The sequence below is a fragment of the Tsukamurella pseudospumae genome (assembly GCF_001575195.1).
Taxonomy (GTDB): Bacteria; Actinomycetota; Actinomycetes; order Mycobacteriales; family Mycobacteriaceae; genus Tsukamurella; species Tsukamurella pseudospumae.
On record NZ_LSRF01000001.1, the window covers coordinates 952,851 to 974,938 of the forward strand.

20 protein-coding genes and 1 riboswitch are annotated in these 22,088 nt (G+C 70.1%); of the genes, 8 read left to right on the forward strand and 12 right to left on the reverse strand.

Annotated elements, in window-relative coordinates; all coding sequences use genetic code 11:
- Positions 1–3: 3 nt before the first annotated feature.
- The 7 genes from AXK60_RS04470 (at position 4) to AXK60_RS25565 (ending at position 7,377) form a co-directional block, all read left to right on the forward strand.
- On the forward strand, positions 4–1,743 hold the full coding sequence (locus tag AXK60_RS04470; protein ID WP_068569808.1) for an ATP-binding cassette domain-containing protein: 1,740 nt from the start codon (positions 4–6) through the stop codon (positions 1,741–1,743).
- 41 nt (positions 1,744–1,784) lie between these two features.
- Positions 1,785–3,944: a malate synthase G gene (locus AXK60_RS04475; protein ID WP_068569960.1), complete on the forward strand. Its 2,160-nt coding sequence runs from the start codon at positions 1,785–1,787 to the stop codon at positions 3,942–3,944.
- A gap of 29 nt (positions 3,945–3,973) precedes the next feature.
- Complete coding sequence (locus AXK60_RS04480) at positions 3,974–4,765, forward strand: spermidine synthase (RefSeq protein WP_244881008.1); 792 nt, start codon at positions 3,974–3,976, stop codon at positions 4,763–4,765.
- A 10-nt stretch (positions 4,766–4,775) separates the two neighbouring features.
- Positions 4,776–5,879 (forward strand): type 2 periplasmic-binding domain-containing protein, encoded by a 1,104-nt coding sequence (locus AXK60_RS04485; RefSeq protein ID WP_082777782.1) that lies wholly within the window; start codon positions 4,776–4,778, stop codon positions 5,877–5,879.
- Positions 5,880–5,883: 4 nt separating this feature from the next.
- Positions 5,884–6,390, forward strand: a complete 507-nt coding sequence (locus tag AXK60_RS04490; RefSeq protein WP_068569810.1) for a hypothetical protein — start codon at positions 5,884–5,886, stop codon at positions 6,388–6,390.
- Between the two features lie 233 nt (positions 6,391–6,623).
- Entirely contained in the window at positions 6,624–6,842 is a 219-nt protein-coding gene (locus AXK60_RS04495; protein WP_068569962.1) for an antitoxin, read from the forward strand.
- A 154-nt stretch (positions 6,843–6,996) separates the two neighbouring features.
- Complete coding sequence (locus AXK60_RS25565; protein ID WP_082777783.1) at positions 6,997–7,377, forward strand: DUF2510 domain-containing protein; 381 nt, start codon at positions 6,997–6,999, stop codon at positions 7,375–7,377.
- A 54-nt stretch (positions 7,378–7,431) separates the two neighbouring features.
- Here the strand turns inward: AXK60_RS25565 and AXK60_RS04505 are convergent, their stop codons facing one another.
- The 12 genes from AXK60_RS04505 to AXK60_RS04560 form a co-directional block, all read right to left on the reverse strand.
- Positions 7,432–8,703 carry a hypothetical protein gene (locus AXK60_RS04505; protein ID WP_068569811.1) on the reverse strand — a complete coding sequence of 424 codons (1,272 nt, stop codon included), beginning with the start codon at positions 8,701–8,703 and terminating at the stop codon, positions 7,432–7,434.
- Positions 8,700–9,383, reverse strand: a complete 684-nt coding sequence (locus AXK60_RS04510) for a hypothetical protein (RefSeq protein ID WP_139057730.1) — start codon at positions 9,381–9,383, stop codon at positions 8,700–8,702. The genes AXK60_RS04505 and AXK60_RS04510 overlap by 4 nt, the downstream gene beginning before the upstream one ends.
- Before the next feature lie 215 nt (positions 9,384–9,598).
- Positions 9,599–12,430, reverse strand: coding sequence for an aminomethyl-transferring glycine dehydrogenase (gcvP, locus tag AXK60_RS04515; protein WP_068569813.1), 2,832 nt, complete (start codon positions 12,428–12,430; stop codon positions 9,599–9,601).
- A gap of 57 nt (positions 12,431–12,487) precedes the next feature.
- A riboswitch (glycine riboswitch) is annotated at positions 12,488–12,597 on the reverse strand.
- A gap of 49 nt (positions 12,598–12,646) precedes the next feature.
- The gene (locus AXK60_RS04520; protein WP_068569814.1) at positions 12,647–13,843 is read right to left on the reverse strand and encodes a macrolide family glycosyltransferase; all 1,197 of its coding nucleotides are present in this window, start codon (positions 13,841–13,843) and stop codon (positions 12,647–12,649) included.
- 54 nt (positions 13,844–13,897) lie between these two features.
- The gene (locus AXK60_RS04525) at positions 13,898–14,527 is read right to left on the reverse strand and encodes a MerR family transcriptional regulator (RefSeq protein WP_082777809.1); all 630 of its coding nucleotides are present in this window, start codon (positions 14,525–14,527) and stop codon (positions 13,898–13,900) included.
- A 178-nt stretch (positions 14,528–14,705) separates the two neighbouring features.
- Entirely contained in the window at positions 14,706–15,224 is a 519-nt protein-coding gene (locus tag AXK60_RS04530; protein ID WP_068569815.1) for a bifunctional nuclease family protein, read from the reverse strand.
- A 27-nt stretch (positions 15,225–15,251) separates the two neighbouring features.
- Positions 15,252–15,983, reverse strand: coding sequence for a transcriptional regulator FtsR (gene ftsR / locus AXK60_RS04535; protein WP_483368393.1), 732 nt, complete (start codon positions 15,981–15,983; stop codon positions 15,252–15,254).
- A gap of 5 nt (positions 15,984–15,988) precedes the next feature.
- The gene (gene odhI / locus AXK60_RS04540) at positions 15,989–16,429 is read right to left on the reverse strand and encodes an oxoglutarate dehydrogenase inhibitor Odhl (RefSeq protein ID WP_068569817.1); all 441 of its coding nucleotides are present in this window, start codon (positions 16,427–16,429) and stop codon (positions 15,989–15,991) included.
- A 167-nt stretch (positions 16,430–16,596) separates the two neighbouring features.
- Positions 16,597–17,001, reverse strand: coding sequence for a glycine cleavage system protein GcvH (gcvH, locus tag AXK60_RS04545; RefSeq protein WP_068569818.1), 405 nt, complete (start codon positions 16,999–17,001; stop codon positions 16,597–16,599).
- An 86-nt stretch (positions 17,002–17,087) separates the two neighbouring features.
- Entirely contained in the window at positions 17,088–17,717 is a 630-nt protein-coding gene (locus AXK60_RS04550; protein ID WP_068569819.1) for a CDP-alcohol phosphatidyltransferase family protein, read from the reverse strand.
- 7 nt (positions 17,718–17,724) lie between these two features.
- A complete protein-coding gene (gene secA2 / locus AXK60_RS04555) occupies positions 17,725–20,031 on the reverse strand; it encodes an accessory Sec system translocase SecA2 (protein ID WP_068569820.1) in 2,307 nt (768 codons plus the stop codon).
- Positions 20,032–20,096: 65 nt separating this feature from the next.
- Entirely contained in the window at positions 20,097–21,539 is a 1,443-nt protein-coding gene (locus tag AXK60_RS04560) for a M28 family peptidase (protein WP_068569821.1), read from the reverse strand.
- A gap of 75 nt (positions 21,540–21,614) precedes the next feature.
- Here AXK60_RS04560 and AXK60_RS04565 point away from each other — a divergent pair, with 75 nt between their 5' ends.
- Complete coding sequence (locus AXK60_RS04565; RefSeq protein ID WP_068569822.1) at positions 21,615–22,076, forward strand: OsmC family protein; 462 nt, start codon at positions 21,615–21,617, stop codon at positions 22,074–22,076.
- Positions 22,077–22,088: the final 12 nt, after the last annotated feature.

Sequence of the window (22,088 nt, forward strand, 5' to 3'; positions counted from 1 at the left end):
GCCGTGAAGCTCCTGAAGTTCCTCATCTCGATCTCCCCGGCGGCGATCGCCGCGGCGGTGGCCGCGGGCCTCGTCGCCGGCGCGGCCAACGCGTACCTGCTGACGCTCATCAACGGTCTGGTCGCGCCGGGACCGATGCCGACGGTGACGGTCACCCAGTTCGTGGTGACCGCCGTCGTCGTGGTGGTCGCGGGCGTCGCCTCGCAGCTGATCCTGCTGCACCTGGCGCAGGCCGCCGTCTACCGGCTGCGGGCGCGGCTCTCGCAGCGCGTGCTCGCGGCGCCGCTCGAGCACATCGAGCGGCTCGGCGATCACCGCCTGCTGGCGACGCTCACCGAGGACGTGCGCTCATTGTCGATGGCCGTGTCCGGCATCCCCGGGCTGTGCATCGACCTCGCGACGATCATCGGCGCGCTCACCTACCTGGCCACCGTGTCGGGCGCCCTGTTCGCGGTGTCCGTCGCGGGCACGCTCATCGGCATCGCGTGCGTGGAGACGGTGCTGCGCAGGGTCCGGGAGACCTATCGCCGGGCCCGCGAGCTCGACGACGCCCTCATCGGCTCGTTCCAGGAGGTCACGCACGGGATCAAGGAGCTCAAGCTGCACCGCGGCCGCCGCTCCGACTTCCTCGGCCGGAAGCTGCTGGGCACCGCTGAGGACCTGCGCGGCAAGCACGTCGCCGCCGGCACGCGATTCGCCGGCGGCCAGGCGCTCGGTCAGGTGCTGCAGCTGGGCACCATGGTGCTGATCCTGTTCGTGCTCGCCAGGGCGCTGGAGCTGCCGCGGGAGACCATGATCGGCTACGTGCTGGTCACGACGTTCCTGTCGATGCCGATGCAGAGCCTCATGCACCGCATCCCCGACCTGCTCCGCGGTGATGTGGCGCTGGCCAAGATCCGCGGTCTCGACCTGTCCCTGGAGACCGCGCGCGACGAGTCGGCACTCCCGTACGACGACCGCCCGCTGTCGGACGGCACCGTCGAACTGCGGGGCGTGGGCTACGAGTACCTGCCCGAGCCGCCACCCATGGGGCCCGGCCAGCACCCGCCGCACGGCGGCCCCGGCGGCCCGCCGCCGCACCCCCCGCAGGGACCGCCCCCGGGCATGCCGGGAATGCCGGGCGTCCCGCACGGCTTCCGCCTCGGCCCCATCGACCTGACGCTGCGCCCCGGCGAGGTGACCTTCGTGGTCGGCGGCAACGGCAGCGGCAAATCGACGCTCGCCAAGCTGCTGTCGGGGCTGTACGCGCCGCGGATCGGCGAGATCCGGATCGGCGGCGAGGTGGTCGGTCCGCAGAACACCGAGTGGTTCCGGCAGCACACCACCGCGGTCTTCTCCGACTTCCACCTGTTCGACGACTACCTCGGCCTCGCCGCGGACGATCTGGACGACCGCGTCCGCGGCCTGCTGCACGACCTGGAGCTCGCGCACGCCGTGACCGTGCAGGACGGGAAGCTCTCGACACTCGCGCTGTCGACGGGGCAGCGCAAGCGGCTCGCGCTCCTGACCGCGCTGCTCGAGGACCGGCCCGTGTACCTGTTCGACGAATGGGCCGCGGATCAGGACCCCCGGTTCCGCGCGGTGTTCTACGACCGGATCATCGGCGACCTGAGGGCGCGGGGGAAGACGGTGGTCGTCATCACCCACGACGACCGCTACTTCGACCGGGCGGATCAGCTGGTCAAACTGGACTTCGGCCAGGTGGTCCCGGCGTCGGCGGCGATCTCGCGCGGAGTAACCTGATGAGCACGTAATCACGTGCTACGAAGGGGTTGAAGTACTTCATGGTTGACACCGCCCGGACATCCGTCGCAGGCCTCGAGGTCGCAACGGTTCTCTACGATTTCATCAACAACGAGGCGCTTCCGGGCACGGGCGTCGACCAGGCGGCCTTCTGGGACGGTGCGGCGAAGGTCATCGGCGATCTGGTTCCGAAGAACCGGGCGCTGCTCACCAAGCGCGACGAACTGCAGGCGAAGATCGACGAGTTCCACGCCGCCGCGCCGGGTGAGGTCGACTTCCCGAAGTACAAGCAGTTCCTCACCGACATCGGCTACCTCGTGCCGGTCCCCGAGGACCGCGAGATCACCACGGCGAACGTGGACACCGAGATCACCTCCACCGCCGGCCCGCAGCTCGTGGTGCCGATCCTCAACGCCCGCTTCGCGATCAACGCCGCGAACGCCCGCTGGGGCTCGCTGTACGACGCGCTCTACGGCACCGACGCCATCTCCGAGGCCGACGGCGCGGAGAAGACGAAGGGCTACAACAAGGTCCGCGGCGACAAGGTCATCGCCTTCGCGAAGGACTTCCTCGACCAGGCCGTGCCGCTCGAGTCGGGCTCCTGGACCGCCGTCACCTCGCTCTCCGTCGCCGACGGTGCCCTGGTCCTGAACGACGGTGCCCTCGCGCTCGCGGACCCGACGGTGTTCGCCGGCTACACCGGCGACGCCGCGGCGCCCACCGGCGTGCTGCTGCGCCACAACGGCCTGCACCTGGAGATCCAGGTCGACGCGTCGTCGCCGATCGGGCAGACCGACCCGGCCGGTATCAAGGACGTCCTCGTCGAGTCCGCGGTCACCACGATCATGGACTTCGAGGACTCGGTCGCGGCCGTCGACGCGGACGACAAGGTCGTCGGGTACCGCAACTGGCTGGGCCTGAACAAGGGCGATCTCGCCGAAGAGGTCAGCAAGGGCGGCAAGACCTTCACCCGCACCCTGAACCCGGACCGGAAGTACACCGCCGCCGACGGCTCCGAGCTGGTGCTGCACGGCCGCTCGCTGCTGTTCGTGCGCAACGTCGGCCACCTGATGACCACCGACGCGATCCTGCTGGACGGCAAGGAGATCGGCGAGGGCATCCTCGACGGCATCGTCACCTCGCTCATCGCGATCCACGGCCTGTCCGGCGAGATCCGCAACTCCCGCACCGGCTCGGTGTACATCGTCAAGCCGAAGATGCACGGCCCCGAGGAGGTGGCCTTCGCCGCGGAGATCTTCAGCCGCGTCGAGCAGATCCTGGGCCTGCCCGCGCTCACGCTCAAGGTCGGGATCATGGACGAGGAGCGCCGTACCTCGGTGAACCTCAAGGCCGCGATCGCCGCCGCCAACGACCGCCTGGTGTTCATCAACACCGGCTTCCTCGACCGCACCGGCGACGAGATCCACACGTCCATGGTCGCGGGCCCCATCGTCCGCAAGGGCCAGCTCAAAGCGCAGACCTGGTACCCCGCGTACGAGGACAGCAACGTCGACATCGGCCTGCACGCGGGCCTGCAGCACAAGGCGCAGGTCGGCAAGGGCATGTGGGCCATGCCCGACCTGATGGCCGCGATGCTCGAGCAGAAGATCGCGCAGCCGAAGGCCGGCGCCACCACCGCGTGGGTGCCCTCGCCCACCGCCGCGACCCTGCACGCCCTGCACTACCACCTGGTGGACGTGTTCGAGGTGCAGAACGAGATCGCCAAGCGCGACCCGGCGTCCGTGGACGACATCCTCACCATCCCGCTCGCGAAGAATGCGAACTGGTCGGAGGAGGAGAAGCGCGAGGAGCTCGACGAGAGCGCCCAGTCGATCCTCGGCTACGTGGTCCGCTGGATCGACGCGGGCGTCGGCTGCTCCAAGGTGCCGGACATTCACGACGTCGCCCTCATGGAGGACCGAGCCACGCTGCGCATCTCCTCGCAACTGCTCGCGAACTGGCTGCGCCACGGCGTGGTCACCGAGGCCGAGGTCGTCGACGCGCTCAAGCGCATGGCGCCGGTCGTCGACCAGCAGAACGCGGGCGATCCGACCTACCGCCCGCTGGCCCCCGACTTCGACACCAACATCGCCTTCCAGGCGGCGAAGGATCTCGTCCTGCTGGGCGGCACGCAGCCGAACGGCTACACCGAGCCGATCCTGCACGCGCGTCGCCGCGAGTTCAAGGCCGCGAACAGCTGAGCACGGAGCATTCCGGCACCGGGCCGGTCGTGATCGAAGCCGATCGCGACCGGCCCGGCGCGTTCACGGTGCTGCTCGACGGGACGCCGCAGAGCTACATCGACACCGGCGACCCGACGAACCTCGTCTTCGAGTACGTCCGGCGGATCGGGCACGTCGCGGACCTGGTGCGACCCTCCGGTCAGCCGATCACAGCCGTGCACCTCGGCGGAGGGGGTTTCACGCTCCCCCGCTACATCGCCGCGACACGGCCCGGCTCGCGGCAGCAGGTACTCGAGATCGACCGCGCGCTGATCGACGCCGTGCGCGCCGCTGCGCCCCTGCCCAAGCGCGAGCAGATCAAGATCCGCTGCGCCGACGCCGCGCTCGCCGCGACGGTCCTGCCCGCGGGCATGCTCGGCACCGTCGACCTCCTGGTCCTGGACGTCTTCGCCGGGGCCCGCACCCCGGCGGCACTCACCACCAGGGAGTTCTTCGCGTCCCTCACACCCCTGCTTGCGCCCGGCGGCACCGTCGCGATCAACATCGCCGACGGTCCGCCCCTCCCCTTCGCCCGGTCCGTGGCGGCGACGGTGGCGGGGGTGTTCGGCGAGGTCGCGATCGCCGCCGAGCCCGGCGTGCTCAAGGGGCGCCGGTTCGGCAACCTGGTTCTCGTGACCGGGCGGGTGCCGGACGGACTGGCGCGTCGCCTGGCCGGCGACCCGTTCCCGGGCTCGCTCGTCAGCGGCGCCGAGACGACCCGGTTCGCGGGCGGCGCGAAGCCCTTCACCAGCGCGAACGCACAGGAGTCCCCGATGCCGCCGCGCGGCGTCTTCGGGTAGGTTGCTCTCGATGGGATCACATCGTTCTGGAGGAGGCTCCCGCGGCATCGCGCGCTGGTTGATCGCGGCGGTCGTCGCGGTCGTCGTCGTGGCCGCGATCGCCGGGGCGATGGTCTGGCTGTCCGGACGTTCCGAGCAGGAGGGCCGCAACGCCGCGTCCACCTGCGTGCGCGGCGACCTGCCCGTGCACGTCGCCGCCGCGCCCGCGCTGGTCGAGTCTCTGCGCCGCGTGGCTGACGCCTTCAACGACTCCGGGAAGGTGTCGGCCGACTACTGCGCGAAGATCGACGTCGTCGGGGTCGACTCGCCCGTCGCCCTCGCCGCGCTGTCCGGCACGTGGGACCCGAAGCTGGGGGCTGCACCGTCGGTGTGGATCCCGGAGAGCACGGTCTGGACGGCCCGCCTCGCGGCGGCCAAGCCGGCTGAGGTGTCGGGGCAGCCGACGTCGATCGCGTCGTCGCCGGTGGTCCTCGCGGTGCGGGACTCGGCACGCCCTGCCTTCGCCGACGTGCGCTGGCTCGACCTCCCGGGCAAGCAGCGCGACCTGCGGGTCGCGCTGCCCACCGAGGCCGATTCGGACGGCACCTATCTCGCGGCCCAGTCCGTGGCCGCGGCGGTGGGCCGCACGGGTGGCGCGGCGCTGTCCGACGATGCCGCCACAAGCCCGGTGGTGACCGGGTCGCTGTCGCGGTGGGCCGCGGACGCCCCGAAGTCCACCAGTGCGGTCGCCGCGCTCGAGGCGCTGACCAAGCCCGGCGACGGGATCCGCGCCGTGCCCGTCACGGAGCAGCAGCTCGCCGCCTTCGCTCGCGGTCGGGGCGAGGCCGCGCCCGTCGCCGTGTACCCGACCGGCCCGACGGCGTCGGCCACCTACCCGGCCGCGGTACTCGACCGCGAGGACACCACCGACGCGCACGACCGCGCGGCCGCGGACTTCGTCGCCTATCTGACCGAGGGCGATCACGCGAAGCCCCTCGCGGAGGCCGGCTTCCGCGTGCCCGGACAGCCCACCCCGGCGAAGACCGCAGCGGTCGCGTTCGGCACCGTCGAGCCCCTCGCCTCCGCATCGAACGCCGCGACGATCGCCCTCGCCGACGCCCTGACCCGCAAGTAGCGGCGTGCCCCGCGCGATCGCCTCAGCCCGCCTCCGCGGGCAGTGGCGGGTCTTGGTCGACACCGGTACCGACGGGACGGTCGTCTACCGCGTGTCGCGCGACGGCAGCTGCGGGCTCGACGTCGCGAGCAGTGAGCACGGCTTCCGCCTGGCGTATCGGGATCGCATCTGGACGGCCGAAGACTTCGAGATCCGGTCGAAGCCGGCCGGCGACAACGTCCGCCGGGTGTGGACCTTACGCAGCGATGCGTTCGCGGGTAGCGCGTCGGAGCGCGGCACGGGTCGCTCGGCCCTCCGACAAGTGGGCGCGGCCTTCTCGGCGATCCCGTTCCACCTCCTGCACGCGACCAGGATCGATCTGACCGACGACGCCGGCGCGGTGGTCGCCCGGATACGGTCGCGGCGGGTCCTGCCGATCGGTTTCGTCCTCGAATCCGATGATCCACGGCTCGATACCCGTACCCTCGCGGCGATCGTGGTGGTCGTGGGTGCGGACTCGATGGTCGGCTGAGGAATGCCCGGTCGGGCGGCGAACGGTCCGATCGAACCATTCGATGCCGGCTGCCCGGATCGGTCGCATCCGGAATCTCCGCCCTATTTCGCCCGACGTGTACCAATCCGACCGCACCATCACGCCGCAGCGCGACCGATGTCGCTACCGTGAACGAGGACACAGGCGCAGGGCGTCGCGGTGAAACAGGCGGCGAGGACGGTCCGCGGAAGAATCCATCGGAAGGTTGCATGATGGCACTTCTCGACAAGATCAAAGAACTTCTCGGCAAGAACCCCGATCAGGTCAACAAGGTGATCGACAAGGCAGGCAGCGCGGCGAAGGGCAAGTTCGCCGGGCACGACGCCCAGATCGACATGGCCACGAACAAGATCAAGGACGTCGCCGGCGGCAGCACGCCGCCCGCAGGCGGCGAGCCGACGCCCGGCACCCCGCCGCCGAATCCCTCGTAGAACTGAGCCGTGCAGAGCCGCCACCACAGCTGGAACCCGCGGAACCGAGCGCCCGTCCCGAGACATCGGGGCGGGCGCTTCTCGGTGTCGTCCGTTCAGATGATTCCCGATCGTTGGCCGGGGCGACGGAGGCACCGTGCCTACGCTCAGGAACATGACGAATCCCGGTTGGTACGACGACGGTGCGGGCACCCAGCGATGGTGGGACGGCCAACGGTGGACCGAGAAGACCCAGCAGCCCCCGCAACAGCGTGGGCTCAGCGGGATGGTGAACCGGATCGAAGCCGAGGCGAACGCCGGCGCGCAGCCCCGTCCGGCGCAGAACGGCATGAGCTACGTCGTCCTGCAGGTGGTGCTCAAGGAGAAGTTCCTGGGTACCGGGTCCGGCAACCTCACCGAGCTCGAAGGCGCGATCAATCGTCAGGCGGCACTCGGTTACCGACTGCACACGATCACGACCTCGTCGTCCGGCAGCAAGGGCTTCGCCGGCGGAGACCGGATCCAGGCGACGATGGTCTTCGAGAAACTGCCCTGAGCCCGGTCGCCCGGCAAGCCCAGTCCTCCGACCACCGCGAGTGCGGTCGGTTTCCTACGGATTCCGTGGGAGACCGACCACATCGGGAGTCGAGTACTTTCCATTGAGATGTTCGGCCCCGTCGGTGAAGAAGGTCGCAATGCCGATGTCTCCGAGATGCCCTGCGAGGATGAACGGAACGGCGAACGGTGACCGCTCGTCCCTGATCCAGATGAGCCGCGATCGATCGAGAACATCGCCATCGACGAGCCCGCAGTAGAGGTCGTACTCGATCAGGATTTCCGGCTCGTCCGCGTCCGTGTGACCGATCTCGGCAGCGGCTCGGTCCACGAGTCCGTCCAGGTCGGACCTCCACGCCGTCGGGCCGGCCATTGCGAGCTCGGTCCACGCCGGGCCGGCACCCGGCAGGTCCGCGACGAGCTCCGCGGCGGTCGTCCCCACATCGCGGGACGGGATCTCGTGCCTGCGATACGCGGCGATCATGCGACGCGCACGTACCGTCGGATCGGCGAAATGGCGATCCACCCCCTCGTCCAGTGCCACCCCGTGCGCACCATCGAAGTACCCCTCGATCGTGGCGCGCGTGACGCTCATCGTCGCGGGAGGGTTCGAGACCCGCGGAAGCCCGAGTCCCTCCCCGGGCGCGAGGAGTTCCACCGTGGCCAAGCGGACCATCGGGTCCGTGCTGGACAGGGCCGCGTACACCAACCGTTCGACGGCATCCGCCCGTTCCTGCTCCGGGCTCGGCGCGTACCCGAGCTCGTGGGCCGCGCGGTCGACGACTCCGCCCAGCCCGGTCCCGCCGTCGTGTGCGGCGAGCTCGGCCCAGGCGGGCACACCGTCGGGCAGGAGGTGCGCGAGATCGGCGGCGAGGCCCGGGACGGACTCCGCCGGAATCACGCCCCGACGGTACGCCGCCACCACGTAACGAGCGCGCGCCTCGGGTTCGGCGAAGTGACGGTGCACGTCCGGTACGAACGCCACCGGCGCGATCGACCTCCGCACGGCGGCGAGCCGCTCTGGCAGTACGCGCACGGGCCCCGGGTGCCGTCGCCGCCGGAGGGCCGCGACGATGTCCGGCACGAACACGATAGGAGCCACACCGACCCCGGAGACAGCGGCGTCGACGAACGTCGGCGCCTCGGGCCACCATGCTTCGCTGAAGGTGATGACTGCGACCGTCCACAGGCCGGTGATGGCGACGCCGAGCGCCCAATCGGTCCATCGAGTGCGCCCGGGATACCGCCGGTTCAGGCGTGTCGTCACCGGGATCAGGACCGTGAACACCACGGCGAATCCGACCGCGAGTCCGCCGACGTGCGTCATGCGGAAACCGCTGGCCGGCACCGTGCTGTGAGCATGGCGCTGCCGTGTTCGCGGAAATCGCGGTCCACGGCGGGATCCCACCGCTTGTCGCCGCTGGACAGGAAGGGCGCGGTGAGCCACGGGATCGTTGCGGCGAACTCCGGACTGTCCATCCGCCAGCCCTTGATCGCGGTGGCGTAGTGGATCAACCGCGACGAGTCCACGTAATCGCCGGAGTCGAGCGCGCGGAACACCCAGTAGGCGATCACGTCCGATGCCGTCTCCGGCGTCGGCGGATGCGCCTCGGTGATGCCCGCCAGCTGGTCCTGGAACGCCGCGCTCGTGAAATGTGCGTGTGCGGGCGCGGGGATCGCGGCGCGCGCCGCGCGGCGGCCGGCGGCGTCGTCGCGCCGCCACCGGCGCATGCGGAAGTAGCTCAACGGCACCATGATCCCCATGGCGACCACGACGACCAGCATGTTGCAGGCAGCGTGGCCGAAGGGCGTCTGCGGATCGACGGCGAACACGACCACGAGACTCACGACCATCCCGGCTCCGTATCCGCCAACGACGTCGAGGGGCTTGAACTGCAGGCGTTCGCCCCGCTTCCACCAGACGAAGGCTCCGCACACGAGCAGCGCCGGGACGATGACGACCAGCGTTCCCGCGAGGTAGGAGTCCCACCATCCTGATCGATCCATGATCACGAGTTTAGATCAACAAACACTCGCTGCAACGGCATTGCCCGCCTGACCGCCGTCTCTCGGATTCCGTCCGGGCCGGACAGCGTGTCCGATGTGGACGGAATCGGAGAGGGCGACAATCGTCGACCCCCTCCGTTCGGACGCGCAGAACCGCCCGACCCGTCGGCCTGCCGCGCTCGCAGCCGGCGGCACGGCGCGCCGAACGCGGGTACCTACTCCGCGAACGCCTCGATCGGCGGGCAGGAGCAGACGAGGTTGCGGTCGCCGTACACACCGTCGATGCGGCGGACGGACGGCCACACCTTGGCGCGCGCGCCACCGGACGGCAGGCCCTGCGGGTACACCGCGACCTCCCGCGAGTACGGGTGGTCCCACTCGGTCACGAGGCACTCCGCGGTGTGCGGGGCGCCGCGCAGCGGGTTGTCGTCCACCGGCCACTCCCCCGACGCGACCCGCGAGATCTCCGCGCGGATCGCGATCATCGCGTCGCAGAACTCGTCGATCTCGCCGAGCGACTCGCTCTCCGTCGGCTCGACCATGAGGGTTCCCGCGACGGGGAAGCTCATCGTCGGGGCGTGGAAACCGTAGTCCGCGAGGCGCTTCGCGACATCGTCGATGGAGACGCCGGTCTCCTTCGTGATGCCCCGCACGTCGAGGATGCACTCGTGCGCCACCCGGCCGTTCTCGCCCGTGTACAGCACGGGGAACGAGTCGTTGAGCCGCGCGGCGATGTAGTTCGCCGAGGCGATCGCGGTCAGCGTCGCGCTCCGCAGCCCGGACGCGCCCATCATCCGGATGTACGCCCAGGTGATCGGGAGGATCGAGGCGCTGCCGTAGGGCGCGGCAGAGATCGTCGGGCCGGAGCCCAGCGAGGGCTCGAGCGGGTGCCCGGGCAGGAAGGGCGCGAGGTGGCTGCGGACGCCGATCGGGCCGACGCCGGGGCCGCCGCCGCCGTGCGGGATGCAGAAGGTCTTGTGCAGGTTCAGGTGCGAGACGTCGCCGCCGAACTTGCCCGGCCGGGCCAGCCCGACCAGCGCGTTCATGTTGGCACCGTCGACGTAGACCTGACCGCCGGCCTCGTGCACGGCCGCGCAGATCTCCCGCACCTCGTGCTCGTACACGCCGTGCGTGGACGGGTAGGTGATCATGATCGCGGCCAGCTCGTCGGCGTGCTTGGCGATCTTCTCCTTGAGGTCCGCGGTGTCGACGTCGCCCGTGTCGCGCGACGCGACGACCACCACGCGCAGCCCCGCCATCACGGCCGACGCCGCGTTCGTCCCGTGCGCGGACGACGGGATCAGGCAGACGGTGCGGTGTGCGTCGCCGCGCGAGAGGTGGTAGTTGCGGATCGCCAGCAGGCCCGCGTATTCGCCCTGCGAGCCGGCGTTCGGCTGCAGCGAGACGTTGTCGTAGCCGGTGATCGCGACGAGCCACTCCTCGAGCTGCGCGATGAGCGCGCGGATGCCCTCGGTGTCCGCGGCGGGCGCGAACGGGTGCAGCCGCGAGAACTCCGGCCAGGTGATGGATTCCATCTCGGCGGTGGCGTTGAGCTTCATGGTGCAGGAGCCCAGCGGGATCATCGAGCGGTCCAGCGCGATGTCCTTGTCGGACAGCTTGCGCAGGTAGCGCAGCATCGCCGTCTCGGTGCGGTAGGCATGGAACGCCGGGTGCGTCAGGTACTCGGAGGTGCGGTTCTCGATGTCCGACGGTGCGCCGTCGACCGGCTGCACGTCGAAGGCCGCGATCACGGCGGCCACATCGGCCTCGGTCGAGGTCTCGTCGAAGGCGACGGAGACGTGGTCGTCGTCGACGCGCCACAGGTTGTAGCCGGCGGCCTTGGCAGCGGCGAGCACGTCGTCGGCGCGGCCGGGCACGTTCACGAGCACGGTGTCGAAGAAGTCCGCGTGGACCACGGCCGAGCCCAGCGCTGCGGCCAGCGCCGAGGCACGACCGTGCACCCGCAGCGCGATGGCCTTCAGCCCGTCTGGGCCGTGGTACGAGGCGTACATCGCCGCGAGGACGGCGAGCAGCACCTGCGCGGTACAGATGTTGGACGTGGCCTTCTCGCGGCGGATGTGCTGCTCACGGGTCTGCAGGGCCAGGCGGTAGGCGAGGTTGCCGTCGGCGTCGACGGACACACCGACGAGCCGGCCGGGGATCTGGCGGGCGTGCTTCTCGTGGACGGCGAGGTACCCGGCGTGCGGGCCGCCGAAGCCCAGCGGCACGCCGAAGCGCTGCGTGGTGCCGAAGCAGGCGTCGGCGCCCTGCTCGCCGGGCGGCGTCAGCAGGGTCATGGCCAGCAGGTCGGCACCGACGGCGACCAGCGCGTCGCGCTCGTGGGCGGCGTCGATCAGGGCCTTCACGTCGGGGATGCGGCCGGAGGCGCCGGGGGTCTGCAGGATGACGCCGAAGAACTCGCCCTCGGGCAGGCCCGCCGACAGGTCCGCCGACACGACCTCGATGCCCAGCGGCTCCGCGCGGGTGGAGATCACCGCGAGCGTCTGTGGGAAGACGTCCAGGTCCACGATGAGCCGCGGGCTCTTCGACTTGCCGGCGCGGCGCAGCAGCGTCATGGCCTCGGCGGCGGCGGTGGCCTCGTCGAGCATGGAGCTGTTGGCGATCTCCATGCCGGTGAGGTCGGAGACCATGGTCTGGAAGTTGAGCAGCGCCTCGAGGCGGCCCTGGCTGATCTCGGGCTGGTACGGCGTGTAGGCGGTGTACCAGGCCGGGTTCTCGATGATGTTGCGCAGCAGCACCGGCGGGGTCAGCGTGTCGTAGTAGCCGAGGCCGATCATGGTGCGGTCCACGGTGTTGCGGTCCGCGAGCGCGCGCAGCTCGGCGAGTGTCTCGTGCTCGTCGATCGCGGCGGGCAGTGCACCGAGGCCGTTGTCGCCCTCCGGGTCGAGAATCGCCGACGGGACGGCGGCGCGGGCCAGGTCGTCGAGGCTGTCGACACCGATGACGCGCAGGATCTGCTCGAGCTCGCCCGCGTCGGGGCCGATGTGGCGCGCGGGGAAGTTGCTCGCGGACGAGTTCTCGGACACTGGGGACCTCCGGGGCGGTGTGCCCTCTCCCTCAGTCGCCGGCGGCTCCAGAGGCGCCCAACCCGCGTGGTCCTGGTGCCTGAGAGATTGACGGAGAGGTGCTGCTCCTTCGGCGCCCGTGGACCCCGTGCTCGACGGTGCCCGCTGGGCTCTCCCACGCGGTGTTGCGGCGCACGCCGATTCTAACCCATTTCAGCAAGACGCCCGTACGGTGACTCACCCCGGCAGTCGGGACTCGACCACCTCGACCGCGCGGGTCAATCCGCCCAGCTCAGCGAGTTCGTGCGCGAGTTCCCGGGCGCGGGGCGACAGGGCCAGCGCAGCGTCGCACGCCTCGCCCAGCGACCCGCCGGACAGCTCCTCCGGCGCGGGTACTCCGATCCCCGCGGCGGCGAGCATCGTCGCGTTCTCGAACTGGTCGGCCGCCTGCGGCGCGGTCACGACCGGCGTGCCCGTCAGCATCGCCTCGCTCGACCCACCCATGCCCGCGTGGGTGAGGAAGATGTCGGTCTCCTGCAGGACGGCCACCTGGTCGATCCACGGGTGCACCTCGACGTTCGGCGGCACCGCACCGTCGGAGGCGGTCACCGTCGACGGGTCCGTACGTCCGCCGACCTGCAGGATCACCCGCCAGTCGGGCCGCAGGGCCGCCAGGTCGCACGCCGCGCGGTAGGTCTCGGGTTGATCCGTGAAGGCGGAGCCGAAGGAGACCAGGAGCGTCGTCCGGCGGTCCGCGCCGCCCGACGATGCCGCCCGCACGTCCGGTAGCCGTCGAGCGGGACCGGTGAAGGTGTAGACGCGACGGTCCACGCGGTCGGCGTTCGGCTGCATCGAGGGCACGATGAGGACGAGGGAGCGTTCCGGACGCCCCAGGAAGTGCAGCGAGTCCTCCTCGATCCCGTGGCGCGCGAGTAGCGCGTCCTGCCGCTCGAGCATCGCGATCCCGCGCGGGTCGGTCCGGAGCATCGTGTGGAAGTCCGCCATGTCCTCGTCGTAGCCCTCCCACGCCACGTAGGTCGGTGAGATCTGGAGCGTCGGGATCCCCCACGTACGGGCCAGGACGACGCCCATCGCGCCGGCGATGTCGTAGACGATCAGATCGGGACGGTCGTCCTCGTACAGGGCGAACCACTGGGGCAGCTGGTTCTCGTACTCGTCGGTGAACACCGTGAGCTGATCGATCACGTCACCGGAGAACGCGTCGCCGTCCGCCGCGGAGGCCGCTTCACCGATGGCCGGGAGGACCGACCGGTAGGGCTTGAGTTCCGCGCCGGTGGCCTCGATCGCGGACCGCATGGACGGATCGTTCGCGTAGGTGACGCGGTGGCCCCGCCAGACCAGCTCGGCGAGCACGTCGAGCGCCGGGAGTACGTGCCCCGGAGCGGGAATGGAGAACATCGCGATATGGGCCATATCGCCCAAACTAGGCGACGTGCCGATAGCGCGTCGAACGTTTTTCCGAGACCGCTACCCGGTGGCGCGGGCGCGGTTGCGGCGACGCGAAGCCAGTTCGTCCTCCGGGGCGGCCTCGGCGGCCACGCCGTCGGCACGCTCGCCCGGGAAGTCCGCGATGGTACCGGTGAGCTCGCGCATGGCACCGGAGACGGCGATGCCGAACACGCCCTGGCCGTGCTGCAACAGATCCACGACCTCCTCGGCGCTCGTGCACTCGTAGACGGTGGTGCCGTCGGAGAAGAGGGTGATCCGGGCCAGGTCCTCGACGCCGCGCTGGCGGAGGTGATCCACGGCGACGCGGATGTTCTGCAGGGAGATACCGGTGTCGAGGAGGCGCTTGACGATCTTGAGGACCAGAACGTCCTTGAAGGAGTACAGGCGCTGCGTGCCCGAGCCACCCGCGCTGCGGATGGACGGCACGACCAGCGAGGTCCGTGCCCAGTAGTCGAGCTGGCGGTAGGTGATACCGGCGATCTGGCAGGCACTGGGGCCGCGGTAGCCGAGAAGCTCATCGGGGATCGTGTCGTTCGGGAACAGGCCGGGCGCGATGTCGTCCAGCGAGCCCTGGGTGCCCACAGCGGAATCCGCCTGCGGCGCGTTCTGCCCGGTGCCGTCCTGATCGGTCACTGCCGTCTCCCTCATGAGGTCCGTGCGCACTCCTGAGAGTACGCCTGCCGCGTGCAGGCCGTCGGTGTAATTCCCTCGGTGCCATTCGCGGTGTTCGGCGTGAACGCTATGGCGCGAAGGGCGCCGAATCAACGCGACACACCCACAACCTCAAGTTGAACTTTAGGTCGAGACCGAATCGTGACCAAACCGGTCAGGACTCCCCCGGCGCCTTGAAGTCGTCGGCGGAGATCGAATCGAGGAACTCCTTGAACGCCTCGACCTCCTCATCGGCGGGCGCCTCTTCCGCGGATTCGCCTGTCTCCGAATCGGTCTCCTCGTCGGGCAGCAGGAGCCCCGCCTCGGCGAGCACCTCCTCCTCGGCGAAGATCGGCACCTCGAGGCGGACCGCCATCGCGACGGAGTCCGACGGCCGGGCCGAGACGGTCTGGTCACCGTCGAGCACGAGATCCGCGAAGAACGTGCCCTCCTGGAGGCCCGTGATGCGCACCTCGGTGACGGAGCGACCCAGGGTCTCGAGCAGGTCGACGATCAGGTCGTGCGTCAGCGGGCGCCGCGGCTCGACGCCCTGCAGCTTGATCGCGATCGCCGTGGCCTCACCCTGCCCGATCCAGATGGGCAGGTACCGGGGGCCGGAGACCTCACGCAGGAGCAGCACCGGATCGTTCTGCGGCGGGTCCATCCGGATGCCCGCGACGGTCATCTCGATCATGCCTTCAGCTTACCGGCGCACCGGTCGTCAGCGAACGGCGTCCTTGACCGCGGCCTTGACCAATTGAGTGTGGAAGGTCACCGACAGGGCGGCCAGCTCTCGCACCAGCTCCGCGGCGCGCTCCGCGGCCCCCGCGTCGCCGCCCCGGGCGATCGGGTTGGCGATCTGTGCGATGAGGCCGGCCTCGCGGTCGGCGGAGGTCTTGAAGGCGCGCAGGTGCCGCGCCTCGAGTCCGTACTCGGCAAGCGCCTTGGCGGCCTGCACGAGCGCGACCGCGTCCTCGTCGAAGAAGCCCGCCTTGCCCGAGGTGAGGAGCGCGGAACGCTCCAACTCGCGGAGGAAGGCCTCGTCGGCGCCGGACCGTGCGAGCAGGTCGGCGCGGCTGATCCTGGTCTGCCGGCGCGCGGAGAAATCGGTGGCGGGCGCCGTCTTCGAGGACACCGCCGCGAGCGCGCGGGGCGCGCGCGGGGCGGGGCCCTCGACGGCCTCGCCCCGATCGTGCGCGTCCAACTGCTCCTTGATGATCTTCAGCGGCAGGTAGTAGTCGCGCTGCGCGGTGAGCACGTACTTGAGCCGCTCGCAGTCCTTCGGCGAGAACCGCCGGTACCCCGACGGGGACCGGTCCGGCGTGACCAACCCCTCCGACTCGAGGAATCGGATCTTGGAGATGGTCACGTCCGGGAACTCGTCACGAAGACGTTCGAGGACCGCCCCGATCGACATCGCGCTCGGGGCGGTTTCCTGACGTGGTGCCGTCACAGAGTTCAGCCGGCCGCCGGGACGAAGAACACCAGACGGAACTTGCCGATCTGGACCTCGTCACCGTTCGCCAGGGGCGAGGCGTCCACCGGCTCGCGATTGACGTACGTGCCGTTGAGGCTGCCCACGTCGACGACGGTGAAGCCGCCCTCGACGGAACGGAACTCCGCGTGACGACGCGACACGGTCACGTCGTCCAGGAAGATGTCGCTGTCGGGGTGGCGGCCGGCCGAGGTGGTCTCCTGGTCCAGCAGGAAGCGGGAACCCGCGTTCGGGCCGCGCTTGACCACGAGCAGTGCCGCGCCGGCCGGGAGGTTCTCGAGGCCCGAGACGGGCGCATCGCTCTCGGTGCCGCCGGAGGCGTCCATCTCGCGGATGATGTCGGCGCGGAACACCGAAGTGGTCTCAACGGGGGCCGAGTCGTTGCCCTGGTCGTTCTCGCTCACATCGCTCCTTCGTCAGTGATTACTGCACAGGTCTTGTCGTGCACGGAACCTGGTGGACCTACCGTCCACGGTACCGCGCCCGGCGCCCGAAAGGCGGCCGGATTCAGCGGCTCTAAAGCCGCTCTAAGGAAAAACATCGGTCGCGGGACAACCGTCCCGCGGGTGTGTCAGGCCTCGGCCGTGAGCGCCTTGTAGGCGTCCGCGTCGAGCAGCTCGCCGAGCGCGGTCTCCAGGTCCTCGGGAGACGCGGCCTCGATCTCGACGATCCAGCCCTCACCGTACGGATCCGAGTTGATCAGGTCGGGGCTGGAATCCAGCTCGCCGTTGATCGCGACGACGGTGCCGGCCAGCGGCGCGTAGATGTCGGAGACGCTCTTGGTCGACTCCACCTCCGCGAACGAGTCACCCGAGGCGACCTCGGCGTCGTCCTCCGGCAGCTGCACGAACACCACATCACCCAGCTGATCCTGCGCGAAATCGGTGATCCCGATCCGCACCACGGTGTCGCTCTTCTTCAACAGCCACTCGTGATCGGGGGTGTACAGCAGTTCTCCGGGAAAGCTGGCGCTCAACGTGAGAATCCTTTCGCGAGGGCGGCGCGGGTTGCGCAGCGCTTACAACTTAGTGGGCGGGCGTGGGATCGAGCAACACACCCCGGCTACCGGGCTTGGGGCGGCAGCCGTTTCACCACCAGCACCGTCTGGCACCAGTAGAGCACCAGGGTCCACCAGTACATGCCCAGCCCCCAGATCAGGAACGCCCAACCGAGCGGGTGCATGACGGCGCCGAGCCAGTTGTCGAAGGTACCCGCCAACAGCATCGGCAGCGCGTACATCAGCGCCATGGTGGCGGCCTTGCCCAGGTAGAGCGTCGGCAGCGCGGTCAGCCCCCGACTGCGCAGCAGCGGAACGGTTCCGGCAAGGATCACCTCGCGGCCGATCACCAGGCCGATCACCCACCAGGGCAGGATCTCCCGCACGCCGAAGGCGATGGGGATCGCGATCATGTACAGCCGGTCGGCGGCGGGGTCGAGCAGTTCGCCGAGCCGCGTCTGCTGGTTCAGCAACCGCGCCAGTTTGCCGTCGAGCCAGTCGGTGAATCCCGAGATCATGAGCACCAGCAGCGCCCAGCCGTCACTGTGCTGCACCAGCAGCAGCCACAGGAACAACGGCACGCCCAGCAGGCGCAGAACGCTGAGCGCGTTCGGGACGTTGAGGGGGCTGCTCGCGCTCCCCCGGTCCGACGGTGCGCCCTCGCCCCCGGATTCGGTCCTCCCGGACGTGTTCACGTGCGGCTCAGATCATCCCGAACATGTTCGCCATGCCCTTCGTGGCGAACGGATTGTCGTGGACCATGTAGGTCCAGGTGAGGGTGTTCCGATCCAGATCGGCGGCGACGAGGTCGATGCCGTCGGCGGTGATCTCGGCCTCCCGCAGCGTCTCCCGGGCGCGGCCCAGTGCGTCGTCGGGCAGCTTGCGGAACTCCTCGATCACGAGCCGGTGGAACTCGTCGAGCGGCGACTGCCGGCCCAGCGCGCGCAGGTGGATCGTGGTCTGCACCTCGGACACGAAGGCCAGGTGCTCGGCCCACGTGCGATCGAGGTGGAACAGGAAGGCCTCGCGGGCGGCCTGCTCGAGCACCTCATCGGAGACGCCCGCCTCGCGCAGCTCCTCGAGCCGCTCCGGCTCGAGCTCCGCGAAATCGACCAGCGGCCGGTCGGTGGTCAGCAGCGTGTGGCGACGGGCCATCACCAGGTCGCGCTGCTGATTGACCAGCTGGTTGTAGCGCCACGTGTTGGCGTGGGTCTCGAGCATCCCGCCCTCGGCGACGCGCTGCGCCGAGTCGAGCATGTCGGCGGCCTTGCCGCGGGGGAACTCACCGGAGTCGGGGTCGGCACCGCCGGGGGAACGCTTCAGCGGCAGGTGCCGCTCGACGATCGGGTCCTCGACGGAGGCGAAGATGACCGAGGTGCCCGGATCGCCCTGCCGGCCGGCGCGGCCGCGCAGCTGCTGGTCCAGGCGCTCGGTGTCGTGCAGGCCGGTGCCGACGACGGCGAGGCCGCCCAGCTCCGCGACCTCGTCGTGTTCCGCGCTCTCGTCGCCCGCGTCGTGGCCGCCGAGCTTGATGTCGGTGCCGCGGCCCGCCATCTGGGTGGAGACGGTCACGGCGCCCTTGGTGCCGGCGTCGGCGATGATCCGGGCCTCGTCGGCGTCGTTCTTGGCGTTGAGGACCGTCGCGATCACGCCGGAGATCTTGAGCATGTGCGCGAGTTCCTCGGACTCCGCCACGTCGTGCGTGCCGATGAGCACCGGCTGCCCGGTCTCGTGCACCTCGCGCACGTACTCGACGATCGCCGCGACCTTGTTGCCCTTGTTGTCGAAGACACGCATCGGCTGATCGACGCGCACCGTCGGCGTGTTCGGCGGAATCTGCGAGACGCCCAGGTCGTAGAACTGGCGCAGCTGCTCGCCCGCGGCGATCGCGGTGCCGGTCATGCCGCACACCAGCGCGTAGCGCTGGAGGAGCGCCTGCACGGTGATCGTGTCGATCACCTCGCCGGAGTCGGTCTGCGAGAGCCCCTCCTTCGCCTCGACCGCGGCCTGCAGACCGTCGGGCCAGCGCTGCAGCTCGGCGACGCGACCGCGGGAGGAGTTGATGAGTTTCACCTGGCCGTCGCGCACGATGTAGTGCACGTCCCGCTCGACGAGCGAATAGGCGTGCAGCGCGATGTTCACCTGCGGGAGCGTCGACGCCACGTGCGCGTCGGAGTAGAGGTCGATGCCACCGAGCTCCGCCTCGACCAGCTGCGCGCCCTCCTCGGTGAGGAAGGCGGACTTGCCGTCCGAATCGATCTCGTAGTGCTTGCCCTGGCGCAGCCGCGCCACGACCTCCATGATCGCGGCCTGCGGCACGTCACCCTTGACCGAACCCGCCAGGACCAGCGGGATGAGGGCCTCGTCCACGAGCACGGAATCCGCCTCGTCGACGATGGCCACGTCCGGCTTCGGCGAGAGCAGGTCCTCGGCGCGGGTCGCGAGCTGGTCGCGCAGCACGTCGAACCCGATCTCGTTGACCGAGCCGTAGACGACGTCCCGGGCGTAGGCCTCGCGGCGCTCGGCCCGGGTGGACGATTCCGCCACGTAGCCGACCGTGACGTCGAGCAGGTCGAAGAAGGGCTTCATCCACTCCGCGTCGCGCCGAGCGAGATAGTCGTTCGGGGAGATGACGTGGACGCTGCGACCGGCGAGCGCCATGCCGGCGGCCGCGACCGCGCCGGCGAGGGTCTTGCCCTCGCCGGTCGCCATCTCGACCACGTCGCCCTCGAGGAGCCGGTCGGCGCCCTGCAGCTGGACGTCGAAGGGCCGCAGACCCAGGGCCCGGTCAGCGCCCTCCCGCGCGATCGCGATGAACTTCGCGCGGTCCTCGGACTTCTCGTTGTAGACGTCCAGCGCGAGGGCGGCGTCGGGGAACTCCTCGTCGGACAGGCCCTGCGCCCACTCGTCGAAGTCCGCGGACCGCTCGATCAGCGCGACGGACCGGGACTGGTTCCGCGTGCTCTGCGCGCCGAGCACCTTCCACACCTTGCTGCTGAACCTGCCCACGTGACCTCCGCACTCGACGCTCGACCGCTTGCGCAGTCGAGACTACCGGTGCCGGTCCGTCCGGTTCAGAGCGCCGCGAAGTACGCCGTGGAGAACGCCACCGATCCGATGGACACGCGGTACATGTCGCGGTTCACGTTCTGCAGGGTGTCGCGGGCGCTGTGGTAGTTCGGGTCGTAGATGTCGCCGACGGTGCCGCCCCACTGCCGCTGCTGGTCCTCGGTCTTCTTCCCGTCGGCGCCGGTGTCCATGCCGCCGGCCGCGATACCGACCTCCTTGAAGGGCCCGTAGTCGGAGCGGCCGTCGAACGCCGAGGCCTCGACGTGGACGTTCCGCCACGCGAAGTAGTTCCGGAAGACCTGCTCGATGACGCCGGAGCCGGCCGGTCCCGCGCCGCCCTCGAGCTTGGAGGAGCCGTCACCGTCGAAGGTGAAGTAGCCGCCGTTGGGCGAGCCGAGCATGTCGAAGTTGAGGTAGCGCTTGATCTTCGACGACTCCTCCGGGCTCAGCGAGGTCACGTAGTGCTCCGAGCCGACGAGGCCCTCCTCCTCCGCGCCCCACAGGGCGAACCGGACCTTGTTCTTGACGTCCGCGTTCACCCCGAGCTTGACCGCCGTCTCGAGCACGGCGGCCGAGCCCGAGCCGTTGTCGTTGATGCCGGGGCCTTCGGGGACGCCGTCGAGGTGCGCACCGACCATCTGGACGTTGTCGGCGTCGCCCTTCGCGGTCTCCGCGAGGACGTTCCAGGTCCTGGCCTTCTCGGTCTTCGCGTCGACGGTGAGGACGAGGTCCTGCCCGTCGGCGATCGCCGCGTTCTGCGCGACCCCCACGACGGGGATGGAGGCGCCGTCGTCGAGGCCCAGCGTGCCGCCCTTCCAGTCCCCGTCGGCGTTGTTGGTGATGACGAGCGCCTTCGCGCCCTTCGCCGCCGCGGCCTTGTACTTCTCGCCGAACTGGCACTTTCCGCGCTGCACCACCGCAATGGAGCCGGGCGTGACCTTCTGCAGGTCCTCCGCGGTGCAGCCGAGATTGCCGGTGACGACGGCCTTGGCGGTGAGGGCGCCGTCCGTGGCGCCCGAGTACTGCAGAGCCGCCGCCTTGACCGGCGCTCCTGCGGACTGCAGTTCGACCTTGGTCGCGCTCCAGCTGGCCTGGGTGAACTCCTGCCGGACCGGGCTGTAGCCCGCGTCCCGGAGCACCTCCTCCACGTACTCGACGCTCTGCTCGTAGCCGGGCGTCCCCAGTGCGCGGTTGCCGCCGTTGCGGTTCGCGATGTCCTGGAAGGCCTCCAGGTGCTTGACCGCGCCGTCGAGGGTCACGGCGTCCGCGAGCGCCTTGGCCTTCTCGGTGGCACCGGCGTCGTCGGCCGTGCCCGCGGGCGCGGGCCGGGCGGAGCTCGGGACTCCCGCCGCGGACGACGACGCGCCCGGCGTGCTGGACGACGCGGCATCGTCGCCGGAGGTGCCGCACCCGGCGGCCACGAGACTCACGGCGGCCAGTGCGGACACGACCCGGACAGTGGTGGATTTCCTTCGCCTCTGCAACATGAACCCATTAGACACACATGGGAGGAGGATTGCGGCGTGAACACGCACACTTATCCGGTGGAGGTCGAGTGGTCGGCGCCGGGCGGGACCGCCGACTACCGCACCTATCCGCGCGAGCACCTGCTCAGCTCCGCGGCGACGACGTCGATCGCCGCGTCCGCCGACCCGCACTTCCTCGGCGATCCCGCGCTGTGGAACCCGGAGCAGCTGCTCGTGGCGGCGGCCGCGAACTGTCACATGCTCTCCTACCTCGCACTGTGCGCGCTGCGCGGCGTCACGATCGTCGAATACACCGACACCGCGGTCGGCACGATGGTCGAAACCTCCGGTGCCGGAGGCCGGTTCACCGAGATCCGGCTCGCCCCGCGCGTGGTGCTGGCGCCCGGCGCCGATGCGGACCTGGCGCTCGCGCTGCACCACGAGGCGGGCGAGCAGTGCTACATCGCCGCCAGCTTGAGCTGCCCCGTGACGCACTCCCCACGGATCGTGACCGCGTAGCGATACCGTCCC

What these genes read in the sequence shown, in the direction of transcription:
- AXK60_RS04475 (WP_068569960.1), top strand. Translation starts at nt 1,785, where the DNA reads ATGGTTGACACCGCCCGGACATCCGTCGCAGGCCTCGAGGTCGCAACG.
- AXK60_RS04485 (WP_082777782.1), top strand. Translation starts at nt 4,776, where the DNA reads ATGGGATCACATCGTTCTGGAGGAGGCTCCCGCGGCATCGCGCGCTGG.
- AXK60_RS04495 (WP_068569962.1), top strand. Translation starts at nt 6,624, where the DNA reads ATGGCACTTCTCGACAAGATCAAAGAACTTCTCGGCAAGAACCCCGAT.
- AXK60_RS25565 (WP_082777783.1), top strand. Translation starts at nt 6,997, where the DNA reads ATGACGAATCCCGGTTGGTACGACGACGGTGCGGGCACCCAGCGATGG.
- AXK60_RS04505 (WP_068569811.1), bottom strand. Translation starts at nt 8,703, where the DNA reads ATGACGCACGTCGGCGGACTCGCGGTCGGATTCGCCGTGGTGTTCACG.
- AXK60_RS04510 (WP_139057730.1), bottom strand. Translation starts at nt 9,383, where the DNA reads ATGGATCGATCAGGATGGTGGGACTCCTACCTCGCGGGAACGCTGGTC.
- AXK60_RS04520 (WP_068569814.1), bottom strand. Translation starts at nt 13,843, where the DNA reads ATGGCCCATATCGCGATGTTCTCCATTCCCGCTCCGGGGCACGTACTC.
- AXK60_RS04525 (WP_082777809.1), bottom strand. Translation starts at nt 14,527, where the DNA reads ATGAGGGAGACGGCAGTGACCGATCAGGACGGCACCGGGCAGAACGCG.
- AXK60_RS04530 (WP_068569815.1), bottom strand. Translation starts at nt 15,224, where the DNA reads ATGATCGAGATGACCGTCGCGGGCATCCGGATGGACCCGCCGCAGAAC.